The sequence below is a fragment of the Achromobacter aloeverae genome (assembly GCF_004121055.1).
GTDB lineage: Bacteria > Pseudomonadota > Gammaproteobacteria > Burkholderiales > Burkholderiaceae_B > Bordetella_C > Bordetella_C aloeverae.
Genome location: NZ_PYAL01000001.1, coordinates 528,435 through 546,647, shown reverse-complemented (window position 1 = coordinate 546,647; position 18,213 = coordinate 528,435). Strand labels below are relative to the sequence as shown.

16 protein-coding genes are annotated in these 18,213 nt (G+C 68.2%); 6 read left to right on the top strand and 10 right to left on the bottom strand.

Going from position 1 to position 18,213, the window contains the following annotated elements:
* Nucleotides 1–2 precede the first annotated feature (2 nt).
* Entirely contained in the window at nucleotides 3–2,531 is a 2,529-nt protein-coding gene (locus C7R54_RS02405; RefSeq protein ID WP_129148587.1) for a heavy metal translocating P-type ATPase, read from the bottom strand.
* Nucleotides 2,532–2,606: 75 nt separating this feature from the next.
* Between C7R54_RS02405 and cadR the strand changes: the two genes are divergently transcribed.
* A complete protein-coding gene (gene cadR / locus C7R54_RS02400; RefSeq protein ID WP_129148586.1) occupies nucleotides 2,607–3,041 on the top strand; it encodes a Cd(II)/Pb(II)-responsive transcriptional regulator in 435 nt (144 codons plus the stop codon).
* A gap of 118 nt (nucleotides 3,042–3,159) precedes the next feature.
* Nucleotides 3,160–3,738, top strand: coding sequence for a nitroreductase family protein (locus C7R54_RS02395; RefSeq protein WP_129149406.1), 579 nt, complete (start codon nucleotides 3,160–3,162; stop codon nucleotides 3,736–3,738).
* Between the two features lie 45 nt (nucleotides 3,739–3,783).
* On the opposite strand, the gene cueR is transcribed toward C7R54_RS02395, so the two are convergent.
* On the bottom strand, nucleotides 3,784–4,173 hold the full coding sequence (gene cueR, locus C7R54_RS02390; protein ID WP_129148585.1) for a Cu(I)-responsive transcriptional regulator: 390 nt from the start codon (nucleotides 4,171–4,173) through the stop codon (nucleotides 3,784–3,786).
* Nucleotides 4,170–6,467, bottom strand: coding sequence for a heavy metal translocating P-type ATPase (locus tag C7R54_RS02385; RefSeq protein ID WP_129148584.1), 2,298 nt, complete (start codon nucleotides 6,465–6,467; stop codon nucleotides 4,170–4,172). Before C7R54_RS02385 ends, cueR begins: the two co-directional genes overlap by 4 nt.
* Before the next feature lie 181 nt (nucleotides 6,468–6,648).
* Here C7R54_RS02385 and C7R54_RS02380 point away from each other — a divergent pair, with 181 nt between their 5' ends.
* The 3 genes from C7R54_RS02380 to C7R54_RS02370 all read left to right on the top strand — a co-directional run bounded on the left by C7R54_RS02380 (nucleotide 6,649) and on the right by C7R54_RS02370 (nucleotide 9,695).
* A complete protein-coding gene (locus C7R54_RS02380) occupies nucleotides 6,649–6,849 on the top strand; it encodes a heavy-metal-associated domain-containing protein (RefSeq protein WP_129148583.1) in 201 nt (66 codons plus the stop codon).
* 444 nt (nucleotides 6,850–7,293) lie between these two features.
* On the top strand, nucleotides 7,294–8,028 hold the full coding sequence (locus tag C7R54_RS02375; RefSeq protein ID WP_129148582.1) for a glutathione peroxidase: 735 nt from the start codon (nucleotides 7,294–7,296) through the stop codon (nucleotides 8,026–8,028).
* 248 nt (nucleotides 8,029–8,276) lie between these two features.
* Nucleotides 8,277–9,695, top strand: coding sequence for a dihydrolipoyl dehydrogenase (locus C7R54_RS02370; protein WP_129148581.1), 1,419 nt, complete (start codon nucleotides 8,277–8,279; stop codon nucleotides 9,693–9,695).
* A gap of 24 nt (nucleotides 9,696–9,719) precedes the next feature.
* Here the strand turns inward: C7R54_RS02370 and C7R54_RS02365 are convergent, their stop codons facing one another.
* The gene (locus C7R54_RS02365; RefSeq protein WP_129148580.1) at nucleotides 9,720–10,496 is read right to left on the bottom strand and encodes an NAD(P)H-dependent oxidoreductase; all 777 of its coding nucleotides are present in this window, start codon (nucleotides 10,494–10,496) and stop codon (nucleotides 9,720–9,722) included.
* Nucleotides 10,497–10,586: 90 nt separating this feature from the next.
* Here C7R54_RS02365 and C7R54_RS02360 point away from each other — a divergent pair, with 90 nt between their 5' ends.
* On the top strand, nucleotides 10,587–11,498 hold the full coding sequence (locus tag C7R54_RS02360) for a LysR family transcriptional regulator (RefSeq protein WP_129148579.1): 912 nt from the start codon (nucleotides 10,587–10,589) through the stop codon (nucleotides 11,496–11,498).
* A gap of 106 nt (nucleotides 11,499–11,604) precedes the next feature.
* Here the strand turns inward: C7R54_RS02360 and C7R54_RS02355 are convergent, their stop codons facing one another.
* From C7R54_RS02355 to C7R54_RS02330, 6 genes are all read right to left on the bottom strand, one after another.
* Entirely contained in the window at nucleotides 11,605–11,853 is a 249-nt protein-coding gene (locus C7R54_RS02355; RefSeq protein ID WP_129148578.1) for a GlsB/YeaQ/YmgE family stress response membrane protein, read from the bottom strand.
* Between the two features lie 114 nt (nucleotides 11,854–11,967).
* The gene (locus C7R54_RS02350; protein WP_129148577.1) at nucleotides 11,968–12,576 is read right to left on the bottom strand and encodes an SCO family protein; all 609 of its coding nucleotides are present in this window, start codon (nucleotides 12,574–12,576) and stop codon (nucleotides 11,968–11,970) included.
* Between the two features lies 1 nt (nucleotide 12,577).
* A complete protein-coding gene (locus C7R54_RS02345; RefSeq protein ID WP_129148576.1) occupies nucleotides 12,578–14,653 on the bottom strand; it encodes a M3 family metallopeptidase in 2,076 nt (691 codons plus the stop codon).
* A 104-nt stretch (nucleotides 14,654–14,757) separates the two neighbouring features.
* Nucleotides 14,758–15,606 (bottom strand): bifunctional methylenetetrahydrofolate dehydrogenase/methenyltetrahydrofolate cyclohydrolase FolD, encoded by an 849-nt coding sequence (gene folD / locus C7R54_RS02340; protein ID WP_129148575.1) that lies wholly within the window; start codon nucleotides 15,604–15,606, stop codon nucleotides 14,758–14,760.
* Nucleotides 15,603–16,229, bottom strand: coding sequence for a response regulator transcription factor (locus tag C7R54_RS02335; RefSeq protein ID WP_094854200.1), 627 nt, complete (start codon nucleotides 16,227–16,229; stop codon nucleotides 15,603–15,605). The genes folD and C7R54_RS02335 overlap by 4 nt, the downstream gene beginning before the upstream one ends.
* On the bottom strand, nucleotides 16,226–17,980 hold the full coding sequence (locus tag C7R54_RS02330; protein ID WP_129148574.1) for a PAS domain-containing sensor histidine kinase: 1,755 nt from the start codon (nucleotides 17,978–17,980) through the stop codon (nucleotides 16,226–16,228). Before C7R54_RS02330 ends, C7R54_RS02335 begins: the two co-directional genes overlap by 4 nt.
* Nucleotides 17,981–18,213: the final 233 nt, after the last annotated feature.

Genomic DNA, 18,213 nt, shown 5'->3' with positions numbered 1-18,213 from the left:
GTTCAGGCCCGAGCGGCCTTGAGTCCGGCGTCGGCGTCTATCGAGTGGCCCCGCGCCAGCCGGCCATCGCCCGTGCGCAGCAGTCGCAGGCCATTGGCCACTACCAGCAGGCTGGCGCCGACATCCGCGAAAACCGCCATCCACAGCGTCGCTGCGCCGGCCAGCGTCAGCGCCAGGAAGACCGCCTTGATCCCCAGCGCCAACACGATGTTCTGCACCAGCACGCGATGGGTGGCACGCGACAGGCGCACGAACTCGCCGATCTTGCGCAGGTCGTCGTCCATCAGCGCCACGTCGGCGGTTTCGATGGCGGTGCCGGTGCCGGCCGCGCCCATGGCGAAACCGATGTCGGCGCGTGCCAGCGCGGGGGCGTCGTTGATGCCGTCGCCCACCATGCCGACCAGGCCCTCGCCGGCGCGCTCTTCCAGGGCCTGCAGCTTGTGCTCGGGCAACTGCTCGCCGAGCGCCGCGTCCATGCCCACCTCGTCGGCGATGGCACGCACGGTCGCCTGGTTGTCGCCGCTCAGCATCAGGGTCCGCAGGCCCAGCGCATGCAGGTCCGCGATGGCCTGGCGGCTGGCCGGCTTGACCGTATCGGCCACGGCCGCGATGGCCAGGGCGCGTTGCGGGTCCGCCAGGACCACGGCCGTCTTGCCCTGGCTTTCCAGTGCGTCCAGGGCCTGCGCCAGCGCCGGCGTGTCCAGGCCCAGTTCGCGCATCAGGCGGGCATTGCCCAGGTGATAGGTCACGCCGTCGATGCGGCCGCGGGTGCCGCGTCCGGGCAGGGCGGCGAATTCCTCGACTTCGGCCAGGGGGCCCGCGACCGCCGCGCCGGCGGCGATGGCCAGCGAGACGGGGTGGTCCGAGCGCGCCGCCAGGCTGGCGGCCGCACGGCGCGCGGCAGCTTCCGGCGTGCCATCCAGGGGTAGCAGGTCCGTCAGCGTTGGGCGGCCATGGGTGATGGTGCCGGTCTTGTCCAGCGCCAGCCAGCGCAGGCGGCGGCCGTTTTCCAGGTAGGCGCCGCCCTTGATCAGGATGCCGCGCCGCGCCGCCGCCGTCAGCCCGCTCACCACGCTGACCGGCGTCGAGATCACCAGCGCGCATGGGCAGGCGATGATCAGCAGGGTCAGCGCCCGGTAGATCGCGACCAGCCAGGGCTGGCCCAGCGCCAGGGGGGGCACGCAGGCCACCAGCAAGGCCAGGGCCACCACGGCCGGCGTGTAAATGCGGGCGAACCGGTCGATGAAGCGCTGCGTGGGCGCGCGCGCGCCCTGGGCCTGCTCGACGGCGTGGATGATGCGCGCCAGCGTGCTGTCCGCGGCGGCGGCGGAGACGCGGTATTCGAAGGCGCCATGGGTGTTCACCGTGGCCGCATAGACGGGGTCGCCCACGGTCTTCTCGGCCGGCAGGCTTTCGCCGGTAATGGGCGATTGGTCGACGGCCGAGGCGCCGGCGACGAGCACGCCGTCGGCGGCAATGCGTTCGCCGGGGCGGACGCGGACCACGTCGCCCACCTTCAGGCTGGCGGCTGGCGCGTCCTGCCAGCTGCCGTCGGCCTGGCGTACGGTGGCCTGCGCCGGCGCCAGATCGAGCAGGCCGCGCACGGCGTTGCGCGCGCGGTCCAGCGACCGGGCCTCGATCAGTTCCGCCACGTTGAACAGGAACATGACCATCGCGGCTTCGGGCCACTGGCCGATGGCGGCCGCGCCGGTGACGGCGATGCTCATCAGGGCATTGATGTTCAGGTTGCCGTTGCGGATGGCGATCCAGCCTTTCCGGTAGGTGGTCAGGCCGCAGGCGAGCACGGCCAGCAGCGCCAGCGCCGCCGACACGGGCACCGGACCCAGCAGCGGGTTGCCGGCGAAGTGCACCGCCTCGGCCAGGGCCGCCAGCACGCCGCCCGCGATGAGGCCGCGCCAGCGCGTGGGCGCGGCGGCGGGCGTCGGAGCGGCGCTGCCTTCCAGCACCGACGGCGTCATGCCCAGGTCCTTGATGGCGGCTTGCACGGATGCCAGGGCCGGCGTGGCGTGGACCACGGTCAGCACGCGCTGCATCAGGTTGAAGTGCAACTGCCGCACCTCGGGCATCGCGCCAAGCTTGCGGCGTATCAGCGTTTCCTCGGTGGGGCAGTCCATCTGGTCGATCAGCAGGCGGGTCAGCGTTTCGCCGGACGCGGGGCGCAGGTCGGGCTCCGCCGACGCCGGGCGCGCGCCATGGTCGTGACCGCAGCAGGCATGTTCGGGGCCGTGGTCGCCGCCATGCGCGGCGTGCCCGTGGGCGTGCTTGCCGCCATGGCCGTGCAGATGGTTGTCTTCGCCATGCGCGTGGGCATGCCCATCGGCGCCGTGCGCATGGTGGTCGTGTTCACGGCAATGGCCGTGGCCGTCACCGTGGTCATGATCGTGACCGGCCTGCCTCGCCGCCGGCGCGTCGTGGCCGCGGCAGTCGTCATGGTCGTGGGCGGCGCCGGGCTCAGGGCGATATCCGTCCCCGGTTTTGGCGGAAACAATAGGCGGGAATGTGGTCTTCATGGGTGCATTCCACACCCTGGGGTTACTATAGGGTCAAGCGTTGCGTTGCAACGTGCCACACGCGGAGGCTGGACTATGAAAATCGGTGAATTGGCCAAGGCCGCCGGCACTACGGTGGAAACCGTGCGCTATTACGAAAAGGAAGGCCTGTTGCCGGCCCCGGAGCGGGGTGTCAACAATTACCGCAGCTATGGGCCGCAGCATGTCGACCGCCTGCGCCTCATCCGCAACTGCCGGGCGCTGGACATGACGCAGGAGGAAATCCGCGCCATCCTGCAGCTGGCCGACAGTCACGCGGCCGACTGCGGGCCCATCAACGATATCTTCGATGCCCACATTACCCACGTCGACGAGCGCATCGCCGAGCTGACGCAGTTGAAGACGCAGCTGGGCGAACTGCGCCAGCGATGTCTTTCGGCCAGGCCGCATGCCGAAAATTGCGGCATCCTGCATGGCCTGGCCGAAATGCAAGTCGAGGAGCGTCCCGAACGCCATACCCATCTGGGTTGATTCCGGGGCCGCGAGGCGGCCGCGCGTCGTCGCGCATGACGATGCGCCGTGCAGCCTTGCAGTGACGCGCTCCACTCAACCGTTACGAGAGAAATCCCGAAGCATGAACTCCCCTGAAATCATTTCCGCGCCCTTGCACGCGCTGTACTCCCGCCGTTCCACCAAGTTCCTGCGTGGCCCCGCGCCGTCGCCCGACGAACTGGCCCAGATTCTCCAGGCCGGCATGTCGGCGCCGGACCATGGCTCGCTGCGTCCGTGGCGCTACGCCATCATCCGTGGCGAGAACATTGCCAAACTGGCCGATCTGGCGCTGGATGCGGTCAAGCGCGGCGGCGATCCGCGCATGACGCCCGAAAAGGAAAAGTCGGTGCGCGAGTGGATGGCGGGCGTGCCCCTGTTCATCGCGGTCGCGCAAAAGATCGACCACGGCAAGATCCCCGAGCACGAGCAGATGCTGGCGGCGGGCGCGTCGGTCATGAACATCCTGAACGCCGTGCACATGCTGGGCTATGGCGCGTTCTGGAGCACGGGCGTCGGCACGTACGTGGAAGAGGTCCAGCAGGCGCTGGGTTTCGATGCGCTGGACTACCGCTTCCTTGGCTACCTGGCGATCGGCACGCCTGCCTGCGCGGTGCCCGCCGTGCAGCGGCCGGACTTCCGCGAGTTCGTCACGGAGTGGACCGGTCCGGTCGCGTAATCGCGTAAGTCGTTGCGGCGGCGGGTCGTGGCGCGGCCGATTTTCTCAGGGCGCGCCCAGTTCGTCGATGATGGGGCAATCCGGCCGTTGGTCGCCATGGCAATGGGCGGCCAGGTGTTGCAGGGTGTCCGCCATCTGCCGCAGGGCGGCCGCCTTGCGCTCGAGTTCCGCCACGTGTTCCAGCGCGATGCGCTTGACGTCGGCGCTGGCGCGGCCGCGGTCGCGCCACAGCGCCAGCAGGTCCCGCATCACCTCGACGCTGAAGCCCAGGTCGCGCGCGCGCCGGATGAAGCGCAGCGTGTGCAGGTCGTGGTCGGTATAGACGCGGTAGCCGGCATCCGTGCGGCCGGCGGCGTCGATCAGGCCTATGCTTTCGTAGTAGCGGATCATCTTCGCGCTGATGCCGGTGGCCGTCGCGGCTTGTCCGATATTCATGATGCTTTCCTCCCGGCGCCGTAGCGTTTCAACCTGAGGGCATTGCCCACCACGAAGACGCTGGACAGGGCCATGGCCGCGGCCGCGAAGATCGGCGACAGGGCGGGGCCGCCCAGCGGCTGCAGCACGCCCGCCGCCAACGGAATCAAGGCGACGTTGTAGGCAAAGGCCCAGAAAAGGTTCTGGCGGATGTTTACCAAGGTCGCATGGCTGACGCCGATCGCGCGCGGCACGCCTTGCGGATCGCCGGACATCAACACCACGTCGGCGGCGTCCAGCGCCACGTCCGTGCCGGTGCCTATGGCGATGCCGACATCCGCGGCGGCCAGGGCCGGGGCATCGTTGATGCCATCGCCGACGAAGGCCACCCGCTGGTTCCGGCCGTGCGCCTGGTCGCGGCCGGTCGCCTGCAATTGCGCGATCAGGCGCTGCTTGTCGGCCGGCAGGGTCTCCGCGTAGACATCATCGATGCCCAGCTCGCGCGCCACCGCCTGCGCGGTGCGGCGATCGTCGCCGGTGATCATCGCGGTGCGCACGCCCGCCGCATGCAGGGCCGCGATGGCGCCGGCGGCGCCCGGCTTGATCGGGTCGGCCACCGCCATCAGCGCCGCCGCCCGGCCATCGATGGCCACGTGGATGGGCGTCTTGCCGGCGCTGGCCCAGGCGTCGGCAAGGTCGCCGAAGACGGCGATGTCCACGCCGGCCTGGCGCATCAGCGCGGCCGATCCCAGCAGGATCTGGCGCTCCCCGACGGTGCCCCGCACGCCGGCGCCGGTCAGCGCTTCGAAGTCGCGCACGGGCGGAATGTCCAGGCGTGCATCGCGCGCCGCCGCCAGGATGGCCACGGCGATGGGATGTTCGGACGCGGACTGCACGCCGGCGGTCCACGCCAGCACGTCGTCGCGTGCCAGGCCCGGGGCCAGTTGCATATCCGTCAGCGACGGCTTGCCGACCGTCAGCGTGCCGGTCTTGTCGAAGGCCACCACATCCACGTCGCGCAAGGTTTGCAGCGCCGTGCCCTGGCGGAACAGCACCCCCAGCTCGGCCGCGCGTCCCGTGCCGACCATGATGGACATGGGCGTGGCGAGCCCCATGGCGCACGGGCAGGCCACGATCAGCACCGCCACCGCGTGCACCAGCGCCAGCGGCAGCGAGGGCGCGGGACCCCACGCCAGCCACGCGGCGAAGGTGAGCAGGGCGGCGCACAGGATGGCGGGCACGAAGTAGTAGGTGACGCGGTCCACCAGTGCCTGGATGGGCAGGCGGGCGCCCTGGGCCTGCTCGACCAGTTGCGCGATGCGGGCCAGCGCCGTATCGGTGCCGGTATGGGTGACACGCAGGGTCAGCGCCCCCGTCGTGTTGAGCGTGCCGCCGGTGACGCCGGCGCCCCGCGCTTTTTCCACCGGCACGGGTTCGCCCGTGATCATCGATTCGTCGACATACGACCCGCCGTCGATGACCTCCCCGTCGACGGGGATTTTCTCGCCGGGACGCACCATGACCTGGTCGCCGACGCGCACTTCGGCGATGGGCAGGTCCACCGTGGCGCCCGCCCTTGTTACGCGCGCGGTGCGGGGCTGCAAGGCTGCCAGCCGGGCGATGGCCGCGCCGGTGCGGCCCTTGGCGCGCGCTTCCAGCATGCGGCCCAGCAGGATGAGGGTGACGATGACCGCGGCGGCCTCGAAGTAGACGGCGCCGGTGCCGGCGGGCAGTGCGTCCGGCAGGAAGGTCGCCACGAGCGAATAGCCCCAGGCGCTGCCCGCGCCCAGGGCCACCAGGGAATTCATGTCCGGCGCGCGCCGCCACAGCGCCGGCAGGCCCAGCAGGAAGAAGTCGCGGCCCGGGCCGGCCAGCAGCACGGTTGTCAGCAGGGCCTGTACCAGCCAGCTTTGCCGCATGCCGAGGTGGGCGTCGATCCAGCCGTGCACGGGCGCAAAGAGGTGGCCGCCCATTTCCAGGAGGAAGACGGGGAGGGCCAGGACTAGCGCCAGCCAGAAGCGGCGTTGCAGGCGGCGCGCCTCGGCCTCGCGGTGCGCGTTCAATTGCGCTGCCTGGCGGCTGGGGTCCTCGATGACGTGCGCGGCGTAGCCGGCCTTGGCGACGGCGGCAAGCAGGGGATCCGCGACGCCGCCTTGCCAGGCGACGCGGGCGCGTTCCGTGGCCAGGTTGACGCTGGCGTCGCTGACCCCGGGCACGGCGGCCAGGGCCTTTTCCACGCGCCGCACGCAGGACGCGCAGCTCATGCCTTCGATGGCGAGATCCAGTTCCGTGGCGGGGAGGGCGGGTGTGTTCATGATGGGGCGAGGATGGACAGGATGGCGTCAGTGTCATCCTTCCCATAATGGTAAGGTCAAGCCCGCCAGTTGCAAGCTGTCTGGCGGCGCTTGACCCTCCCATTGGGGGAAGGTTTATGCTCGATTGGTCCTCAAGCCCGTCCTGGGCTTGTTTGTGGAATACCTACACAGGAGAACCATCATGGTCCTGCAATACCAAGTTCCCGACATGACGTGCGGCCATTGCGTGAAGACCATCACCGGCGCGGTCACGGCCGCGGTCCCCGGCGCCGCCGTCGAGGCGGACGTGGCCAACCACCGCGTCACCGTCACCGGCACCGACGACAAATTCGCTGTAGAAAACGCCATCCGCGACGCCGGCTACAGCCCCACGCCAGCGTAACTGGCTTCCGCCCAGGCCGTAGCAAGAGCCGTCGCCGTGGCTTCCGCCCGGGTCGGCGGGGAGAGCTGTCATCGTGGCTTCCGCCCGGGTTGGTGGCAAGAGCCGTCGCCGTGGCTTCCGCCCGGGCCGCTGTCATGGATTCCGTACTGGGCAGGGGGGACCGGCCGTCACCGGCTTCCGTACGGGCCAGCCGCAAAACACGTCGTCGCGCACAGCGACGACGCGCCCTCCGGTCCGGCATGGTGCCCGGCCTCGGCCGGGCACCCCCCCTAACGGTCGTCGGCCGCCGGCGATAAAATAAACGCTATCGCCAATAAATCTCCGATTATCCAAAGCTATCAATCGAATAAATTAATTAAATTAGATAAATAGATAGTTATTATTTATTATTTGGTCATGGCGTCAACGCCGACAGTTCAAAAACCCCAGACCGGAGATTCCCCCATGCTGCAAGCTCGTGAAGGCCAACGCGTCCCCAACGCCACTTTCCCCATCCGCGTAGGCAATGAATGGAAGCAGGTAAGCACCGACGACGTGTTCAAGAACAAGACGGTGGTCGTGTTCTCCCTGCCCGGCGCGTTTACCCCCACTTGCTCGTCCACCCATCTGCCGCGCTACAACGAACTGGCCCCGGCCTTCTTCGCCAATGGCGTCGACAGCATCGTTTGCCTGTCGGTCAACGACACCTTCGTCATGAACGAGTGGGCCAAGGACCAGGAAGCGTCGAACATCAACCTGCTGCCCGACGGCAATGGCGACTTCACCGAAGGCATGGGCATGCTGGTCGACAAGCGCGACCTCGGCTTCGGCAAGCGCAGCTGGCGCTATTCCATGCTGGTGCGTGACGGCGTGATCGAGAAGATGTTCATCGAGCCCGAAAAGGAAGGCGACCCCTTCGAAGTTTCGGATGCGGACACCATGCTGAACTACCTGGCGCCGTCGGCCGCCAAGCCGGACCAGGTCGTCGTGTTCTCCAAGGTCGGCTGCCCCTTTTGCATCGAGGCCAAGGGCATCCTGGAAGACAAGGGCTACAACTTCGTTGATATCCCGCTGGACAACAAGGTGCGTGGCCGCGTGATCGGCGCCGTGTCGGGCGCGGGCACCGCGCCGCAGGTGTTCATCAACGGCGCGCTGATCGGCGGCCTGGACCAGTTGAAGGCGCACTTCGCCATCGCCTGATCGCGACGTGGCAGCCCGCGGCGCGGCGTCCCCGCGCCGCGGGTGGCCGGCCCCCGCCGTCCGGCGCGCGTCCCGCCGTCCGTGCCGCGTCCCCGCCCCCCGGCTATCGCGGCACGCGAGCCCGCGTGAATGTGGCGCGGCGCCCCAAGCTCGTTCGCCTCGCAACCCTCACGGCCACCCGATCTCCGCGCGGCCGTGGCGCGGTGCCGCCCCAACGCCCCAACGCCCCAACGCCAAAAAGGATAACCATGAAAACCCTGCATACCGATGTCGCCGTGATCGGCGCCGGCACCGCCGGATTGGGCGCCTACCGCGCGGCTGTCGCCGCCGGCAAGCGCGCGCTGCTGATCGAGGGCGGCCAATACGGCACCACCTGCGCCCGCGTGGGCTGCATGCCCTCCAAGCTCTTGATCGCCGCGGCCGAGGCTGCCCATGCGGCCCACCACGGTGCGCCGTTTGGCGTGCATATCGACGGCAAGGTGCGGGTCGACGGCCGCGAGGTCATGGCCCGCGTGCGCCGCGAGCGCGACCGCTTCGTCGGTTTCGTCGTGGAAGGCGTGGAAAGCATCCCGGCGCAGGACAAGCTGCTCGGCTACGCGCGCTTTGTCTCCGATACCGTATTGCGCGTGGACGACCACACCGAGATCCAGGCGGCCAGCGTCGTCATCGCCACCGGTTCTACGCCGGTCGTGCCGCCGCCGTTCAAGGCCCTGGGCGACCGCGTGGTCGTCAACGACGACGTCTTCTACTGGGACGACCTGCCGCGCAGCGTGGCCGTATTCGGTCCCGGCGTCATCGGCCTGGAGCTGGGCCAGGCCTTGGCGCGCCTGGGGGTGCGGGTGCGGGTCTTCGGCATCAGCGGCAGCCTTGGCGGCTTGTCCGATCCCGTGGTGCGGGACAGCGCCCGCAAGGCCTTCCAGGAAGAGTTCTACCTGGACCCCGATGCGCGGGTGCTGGACACGACGCGCGAGGGCGATACGGTGAAGATACGCTATGTGGCCCTCGACAACAGCGAGCGCACCGAGACCTTCGACTACGTGCTGGTGGCGACCGGCCGCCGGCCCAACGTGGGCGGTCTCGATCTGAAGAATACGTCGCTCAAGCTGAACCCGGCGGGGGTGCCGGAATTCGATCGTCATACGATGCAGTCCGGCACGTCGCCCATCTTCATCGCCGGCGACGCGAACAGCGACGTGCCCCTGCTGCACGAAGCGGCCGACGAAGGCCGCATCGCGGGCGAGAACGCGGCCCATTATCCGCGCGTCACCCCCGGCCGGCGCCGCGCGCCGATGGCGGTGGTGTTCTCGGACCCGCAGATCGCCGTGGTCGGCACGCCCCATGGCCGCCTGCATGAAGGCGGCTACGTGACCGGCGAGGTGGACTTCGGCAACCAGGGACGTTCGCGCGTCATGCTGAAGAACAAGGGCCGGCTGCACGTCTATGCCGACCGCGCCAGCGGGCGCTTCCTGGGCGCTGAAATGGCCGGCCCCGGCGTCGAGCACCTGGCGCACCTGCTGGCCTGGGCCTTGCAACAGCAGCTGACCGTGGACGCGATGCTGGACATGCCCTTCTATCACCCCGTGGTTGAAGAAGGCCTGCGCACCGCCTTGCGCGACGCATCGGCCAAGCTGCGCGCGGCCCGTGCGCCGTTGGCCGCGGCGGCATAAGCGCGCTGATGCTCCCGTACGGCCTTATGCCGTATGCGCGGAGAACCCGCTGACGCCTGGCGCCACGTCCGGCCGCAGCGTCAGTTGCGGAATCAGGTAGTCGCCGGCGTTCTGGCGGCGGAAGGGAATGGGCGCCTGCGTCCACAGGGCATCCAGGCGTTCTCCCAGCGCGGCCGTCGTCCGCGCGTAGCGCGTATCGTCCATGCGGCCGGTGCGATAGACGACGAAGGGCGGCAGCACGTCGAACCCCGGGTAGAACAACATGCCGTGGTGTATGGGGAAGAGCAGGTCGTCCAGCGGACCGTTGATGCCGCGCGGCCCATAGTGCGAGTCCCAGCCGCCGGTCGTGACCACCAGCATCGCGCGCTTGCCGGCCAGCATGCCTTCGCCGTAACGGTCGCCCCAGCGCTGGTCGGAATGCTCGCCGACGCCATAGCCGAAGCCGTAGGCATAGACCCGTTCGAACCAGCCCTTCATGATGGCGGGCATGGAGAACCACCACAGCGGGAAATGGAAAAGCACGGCGTCGGCCCAGCGCAGCTTGTCCTGTTCGGCGGCGATGTCGGCGCTTTGCGTGCCTCCTTCATACGCCTGCATGGAATCGAGCGACGCGTCGAAGCGCGCGTCCGGATCGCGGTCCAGGCGGTCGGCGCCATCCAGCGTCGCCTTCCAGCGCATCGCATAGAGGTCGGACACCTGGACGGCATGGCCTTGCGCGCGTAGATGCTGGACGGCGTAGTCCTTCAGGGCGCCGTTCAGCGACCGGGGTTCGGGGTGGGCATGGACGATGAGGATATTCATGGTGCATTTCCAATGCGAAGTGACGATGCGCCCAGCTTAGGAATTTCCAAGCTATATTGGAAATGAATTTCTGAAATTCCAGGTATTGCCATGGACAATCTCAGGCGTATCGACCTGAACCTGCTGGTCACGCTGGACGCCTTGCTGGCGGAGTTGAATGTCACGCGGGCGGCGCAGCGGCTGTTCCTGGCGCAGCCCACCGTCAGCGTGCAACTGGCCAGGCTGCGCGAGGTGTTCGACGACCCTCTGTTGCTGCCCGGGCCGCGCGGCATGCGCCCGACGGCGCGCGCCCTGGCCTTGCGGGAACCCTTGCGCGAGGCCCTGCGCGTGTTGGCCGGCACGATCGCGCCGCCGGCGTCCTTTGAACCGGTCCAGGCCAGCGTGACATGGCGCATCGCCGCCACGGACTACAGCGAAACCACGGTCCTGCTGCCGCTCCTGGCGGATTTGCGCACTGCGGCGCCGCAATCGCGCGTGGCCGTGCTGGAGCTTGCGCCGCTGCGGCTCGCTGCCCAGATGGAGCGGGGCGAGATCGATCTGGGCTTCCACATCTGGCATGACGCGGAGACCCCGCCGCGCTTGCACCGGCAGTTCCTGTTCGGGGAACGCTATGTACTGGCCGGCCGCGACGGACACCCTGGCTTGCGGCGCCGGCCTACCCTGAAACAGTTCTGCGCCCTGGAGCACGTGGTCGTTTCGCAAGACGGCGGTGGCTTTCACGGGGTCACGGACCGGGCGCTGGCGGAGCGGGGAATGCAACGGCGGGTCGCCTTGTCGGTGCCGCATTTCCTCTTCGTGGCGGCGACGCTGGCGCGCACGGACCTGGTCGCGATGTTGCCGGAGCGCCTGGCGCGGGCGTCGGCGGGGCTGCGGCTGGTGGCGCCGCCGGTGGCGGTGCAGGGCTACGACATGGCCATGTTCTGGCACGAGCGCAGCCACCGGGATCCGGCGCACGCATGGCTGCGGGAGCGCATCGCCGCCCACGTCCGCGAGGACGGCTGAAAGAACAGCCCCCCGCCAAGCGGTTTACGCCGCTTGCTGCCTCCCAGGTAAAAGAAAAGCCCGCCTTCCGTGGGAGGGCGGGCTTTTGTCATGCTGGCGCGCCTGGTCAGGCGCGGCGCCGGACCAGGCCGACGACGAAAAGCACGATGATGGCGCCGACCACCGACGCGATCCAGCCTGCGGGCTCGCCTGGGGCGTACCAACCGAGGGTCCGCCCGAGGAAGCCGGCCACGACGGCGCCGACGATGCCGAGTATGGTGGTCAAGATGATGCCCATGGGCTGGTCTCCCGGCATGATGGCGCGAGCAATCAGGCCGACGATGAAACCCACAATGATCATGATGATGATGTCCATGCCGTGCTCCTGGTATGTGGTTGGCGAGGAGGGAGAAACAGCGCGATCATACGCACGGGTCGTGCCCGAGGGATGTAATAAATGGAATCGCGATGGCAGGTGGCGGCGGCCTGCTTATTTGAGCAAGGGCCTCAGGCTCTGCACGATCTGCGCGGTATTGGCGCTGTCGGCCAGGAGCAGGCGCGCGCGGCCGGACGCGTCGAAGACGAACACCCCGCGGCTATGGGCGACGTTGTAGATCGCGGGGTCCGCGCCGGGCCGCGGCTTTTCGATCTGGTAGGAAACGCGGTAGCGGCGCGCGAGGTCGGCGATCTGCGTGTCGGTGCCGGTCAATCCGATGGCCGAGTGATTGAAGGCGTTCACATACGCTTGCAAACGATCCGGGGTATCGCGGTGGGGATCGACGCTGACGAACAGGATGCGGACCTTGGCAGCGTCCTCGCCCAACTGGCCGAGCACCTCGGTCAATTGGGCCATGGTGGTGGGGCAGACATCCGGGCAATTGGCGTAGCCGAAAAACAGCAGTACCGTGCGCCCCCGCACATCGGCATCGGTGACGGTCCGGCCTTGCGCGCCGGACAGGGAAAAGCGCAGGTCCGGCAGGTGGCCGGCAACGTCATAGACGGCCTGCGCGCCCTGGGCCAGCGCGGCGGCCGGAAAAACGCCCGGCAGCAGGCCGGCCGCCGCCAGGATCCATGCAGCCCAACGCCGGCGCGACGCCATCTCAGGCCGCCCGCGCCGTCGCCATGCCGCTGTGGCGCAGCAGGGCGTCGATGCGCGGCTCGCGTCCGCGGAAAGCCTTGAAGGACTCGGCTGCCGGGCGCGCGCCGCCGACCGCCAGGATTTCGCGGCGGAAGCGGTCGCCGGTGGAGGCGTCCAGGGTGCCCTGGCCCGTTGCGCGGGCCGCTTCCTCGAAGGCTTCGTAGGCGTCGGCCGACAGCACTTCGGCCCACTTGTAGCTGTAGTAGCCCGCGCCGTAGCCGCCCGCGAACAGGTGCGAGAAGCTGTGCGGCATGCGATGCCAGCCCGGCGGCGAGAACACGGCGACCTCGTCGCGGACCTTCTGCAGCAGCGCCAGCACGTCGGCGATGGGCACGCCCTGCGCCTTGTCGTGCAGCAGCATGTCGAACAGCGCGAACTCGATCTGGCGCACCGTCTGCATGCCGCTCTGGTAATTGCGCGCGGCCAGCAGCTTGTCATACAGCGCGCGCGGCAGCGGCTCGCCGGTCTCGACGTGCGCCGACAACTGTTGCACCACCGGCCATTCCCAGCAGAAATTCTCCATGAACTGCGAGGGCAGTTCGATGGCGTCCCATTCCACGCTGGCGAACGCGGCGGCGCCCGGCTCGTCCACTTCCGACAGCAAGGCATGCAGCGCGTGGCCGGTTTCGTGGAAGAGGGTAATGACGTCGTCGTGCGTCAGCAGCGCGGCCTTGCCGTTCTTGCCCGCGCCGGGGCGCGAGAAATTGCAGGTCAGGTAGACCACGGGGGTCTGCACGCTGCCCGCGGCAACGCGGCGGCTGCGCTCGCTGTCCACCCAGGCGCCGCCTTGCTTGCCGGCGCGCGCGTAGAGGTCCAGATAGAGATAGCCGACCAGGGCGCCGTCGGGCCGCTCCACGCGCACGCCGCGCGCGTCCGCGTGCCAGGCCGACACGGGCGTCTCGCGCAGGCGCACGTTGAACAGCGTCTGGATGACGTCGAACAGTCCGGCCAGCACGCGCGGCTCGGTGAAGTACTGCTTGATCTCGTCTTCCGAGTAGGCATAGCGCGTCTCGCGCAGGCGCTCCGAGGCGTAGGGCAGGTCCCAGGGCTGGACATCGGTCAGGCCCAGTTCCTTGGCGGCGAACTCGCGCACCTGCGCCAGGTCCTGCTGCGCGTAGGGGCGGGCGCGGCCGGCGAGGTCGCGCAGGAATTCCGCGACCTGGGCCGCGCTGCGCGCCATGCGGGTCTGCAGGCGCAGTTCGGCGAAATTGCCATACCCCAGCAGGCGCGCTTCCTCGGCGCGCAGGCCGAGCAATTCTTCGATCAGCGGGGAGTTGTCGTAGCGTGCGTCGCCTTGCTCGGACGCGACCGTGCCGTAGGCGCGATAGAGGGTCTCGCGCAGCGTGCGGTCACGCGCGTATTGCATGACGGGAAGATAGCAGGGCATCTTCAGCGTCAGTTTCCAGCCCGTCTTGCCGTCGGCCTGGGCGGCTTCGCGCGCGGCGTCCAGGACGTCGGCGGGGATGCCGGCCAGGCGGCTTTCGTCTTCCACCAGCAGCGACCAGGCATCGATGGCGTCGAGGACGTTTTCCGAGAATTTCTGCGAGACCTGGGCCTCGCGGTCGGAGATCTCGGCATAGCGTTCGCGCGCTTCGCCTTGCAGTTCGACGCCGCCCAGGCGGAAATCGCGCAGGGCCAGGTCGACGACGCGGCGGCGCACGGGGCTCCAGCTGTCGAAGTCCGGCGCGGCGCGCAGGCGCTGGTATTGCTTGTACAGGCCCTCGTGCAGGCCCACCCACGTCGAGAACTCGGTCACCTTGGGCAGGGCGGCGTTATAGGCTTCGCGCAGCGCCGGCGTATTGACCACGGCGTTCAGGTGGCCCGCCACCGACCAGGCGCGCCACAGGCGCTCCGAGGCGGAATCCAGCGGCTCGACCACGGCTTCCCAGGTCGCCGGCAGCGCGGGATCGGCGGCCTTCTCGACGGCGGCGCGCGCCACCTCCAGCAGGTCATCCACCGCCGGCACCACATGCGCCGGTTGGATGGCCGCATAGTCGACCAGGTCATGCACGGGGGCGAGAAGGGGGTTGCTGCTCATAACGGCGGATTCCGGGGGAGACAAGATGTACTTCAAGTGGGGACGATCGCGATTCCTGCAAGTACAGGCTGCCCCAGTGGCGGCCTGTATTTCAGCCAGGTCGTTCAGCCCAGTCGTTCAGCGGCTTCCACCGTGTTGACCAGCAGCATCGCGATGGTCATCGGACCGACGCCGCCGGGCACGGGCGTGATGGCGCCGGCCACTTCGCGGGCGGACGCGAAGTCGACGTCGCCGCACAGCTTGCCGTCGGCGCCGCGATTGATCCCCACGTCGATCACCACCGCGCCGGGCTTGATCATGTCGCCCTTGACGATGCCCGCCTTGCCCGTGGCCACCACCAGCACGTCGGCGCGGCGGGTCTGCGCGCCCAGGTCGCGCGTCTTCGAATTGCACAGCGTCACGGTGGCGCCCGCGGCCAGCAGCAGCATGGCCATGGGCTTGCCGACGATATTGCTGGCGCCCACGATGACGGCCTCGGCGCCGCGCAGGGGCACGTTCTCCGCTTCCAGCATCTTCATCACGCCATAGGGCGTGCAGGGGCGGAACAGCGGCTGGCCCGTCATCAACAGGCCGGCGTTGCTGATATGGAAACCGTCCACGTCCTTGTCCGCGGCGATGGCCTCGATCACCTTGTGGCTGTCCATGTGGGGCGGCAGCGGCAACTGCACCAGGATGCCATGGATGGTGGGATCGCCATTGAGGACTTCGATGCGCTGCAGCAGTTCGGCCTCGCTCATGCTGGCCGGATACTGCTCCTTCTTGGAATACAGGCCGGCCTTCTCGCAGGCGGCGACCTTGTTGCGCACATAGACCTGCGAGGCGGGATCCTCGCCCACCAGCACGACGGCCAGGCCGGGGCGCACGCCGGTCCCGGCCAGTTTCGCCACGCGTTGCGCGACCTCCTCGCGGATTTTCTGCGACAGCGCCGCGCCGTCGATGATACGTGCCGTCATGCGTGTGCCTCGGGTTTTGCCAGGGCCACCTTCATCAGGTCGGCCACGGTCGTGACTTCCAGTTTTTCCATGATGTTCGCGCGATGCGCTTCCACGGTCTTGATGCTGATGCCCAGGTCGTCGGCGATCTGCTTGTTCAGGCGGCCGGCGACGATGCGCTCCAGGACCTGCTGCTCGCGCGCGGTCAGGCGCGCCAGCATGGCTTCATGGTCGCGCTGGGCCTGGAACTTGGACACGCGCTGCGTGGCCTGCTCCAGCATGCGGGCGACGATTTCCCGCAGGTCCGATTCGTTGAAGGGCTTTTCCAGGAAATCGATGGCGCCTTTCTTCATCGTGGTCACCGCCATCGGCACGTCGCCGTGGCCGGTGATGAAGACGATGGGCAGCGGGGCCTGGCGTGCGATCAACTGCTCCTGCAATTCCAGGCCGCTCATGCCGGGCATGCGCACGTCGGCGATCAGCACGCCGACCAGGTTGGGGTCGTAGTCTTCCAGGAAGTTCTCCGCGCTGGGATAGGCGCGCACACGGTAGCCATTGGCCTCCAGCAGCCAGCGCAGCGAATCGCGGACGGCTTCGTCGTCGTCGACTATGTATACCGTGCTCGACGGAATAGGGGTGTTCATGCGTGGAGCTCCTCGGACTGGTCAGTCTGCGACTGCGATTGTGGCGCGGCGCAGGGCAGGGTAAAGCGGAAGATGGTACCGCCTGCCGGGTTGGGATCCGCCCAAAGGCGGCCGTGGTGCGATTCGATAATGGTACGGCAGATATTCAGGCCCATGCCCAGGCCCTGGGACTTGGTGCTGAAAAAGGGTTCGAACAGGCGTTCGGGGTCGGCCAGGCCATGGCCGCGGTCGACCACCGCCACTTCCAGCTGCTGCTCGTGCGGGATGACGGCGACCTTCAGCTCGTCGGATTCACTGTTTTCCATGGCCTCCAGCCCGTTCTTGAGCAGGTTCAACAGCACCTGTTCGATCAGGATGGGGTCGGCCAGCACTTCGGGCGCGTTCGACGGCACGAAGCTTTCGATGCGGATGCGGCGCTTGCGGGCGTCGATCTCGGCGAAGCCGATGGCGTTTTCCACGATGCCGCCGATCGCCACCCGCTGGCGCCGCGGCTCGCTGCGCTTCACGAACTCGCGGATGCGGCTGATGATCTTGCCGGCGCGCTCGGCCTGCGCGGCGGCCTTCTCCAGGGCCGGCAGCAGCATGCGCGGGTTGGTATGGCCAGCCTTGACCAGCGCCACCGCGCCCATGCTGTAGTTGGCGATCGCCGTCAGCGGCTGGTTCAGCTCGTGGGCCAGCGAGGACGCCATTTCCCCCATGGTGGTCAGGCGGCTGGTCAGCTGGATCTTCTCCTGCTGTACGCGCGACGCTTCCTCGTGGTTGCGGCGTTCGGTGATGTCGCGCGCCACCTGCAGGCGCACCCGGCGGCCGTCGGTCCAGGCCAGCATGCGGTGATGCACCTCGAACCAACGCTGCACCGAGGGCGAGAAAACCTCCACGGATTCGTCGGTGAAACGGCCGCGCCGGCCCGCCAGCAACTCGTCGTGGCCGCCCGTCTGGGCGCCGAAGACGCGCCGGTAGGTGCGGTTGGCGAATAGCAGCTCCAGGCCGTCATGGGTGTCGGCGGTCACGGAGATGGCGTCGTCCAGGCCTTCCAGCACCGTCATGAAGCGCTCGTGCGCCGCCGTCAGGGCCTCGCGTATGCGCTTGGGTTCGGTGATGTCGGTCATGGACGTCATCCAGCCGATCTGGTTGCCGTTGGGGTCCAGCAGGGGCGATACGTACATGCGCGCCGTGAAGCGCGAGCCGTCGCGCCGCTGCGCCTCGACCTCCAGGCCGCTGCTGGGCGTCTTGCCGGACGTCAGGATGTCCAGCGTGTGCTGATGCTGATCGTGGCGTCCCGGCACCCAGTAGGGGAAGGGCGGGCTGCGGCCGATCAGGTCGGCCTCGTTCCAGCCTATCATCCGGCAGAAGGCCGGATTGACATAGGAGATGCGGCCGTCCATGTCGAGTACGCGCATGCCGGTGGACATGGAGTTTTCCATGGCGCGCCGAAAACCGGTCTCGGCGATCAGGGCAGCCTCGGCGTGCGAGCGGAAGCGCGTGTAGCGCCAGAGCATCAGCAGGCTGATCACGATCACGCAGGACAGGGCCAGCACCACCCACAGCAGGCGCTGCTGGCGCATTTCCTGGTCGATGGTGACAAACATGACGCTGTCGTCGTGGATGCGCTGGAGCCAGAAAAAGACCCCCATCACACATATATAGAGCACCAGGACGAGGACGGGCGTCAGCCAGTACAGACCGCGCCGGCGCAGGCGGGCGTGATCGTGGAACGGCGTGGGGATGTTCGACTTGGGGGCGCTGGCCATGGCTGTACCGGAAAGACTGCCGGCATTTTAGCCGGTCATTTCGCATCGCGATAATTTCAGGTTTCGCATTATGAAATGTCGTACCGCAACATGAAATTTTGCTTGCGAGCGACTATTCTTATTCCTAGAATGCCGCTCAAACGACACGGCCTGGCCATATTCCTCTGTCATAAACCCGAGGGAAAAGGCTGTCCAGGCCGGTTATTCTTGCCCGCTCCGCTATCGCAGCGCGC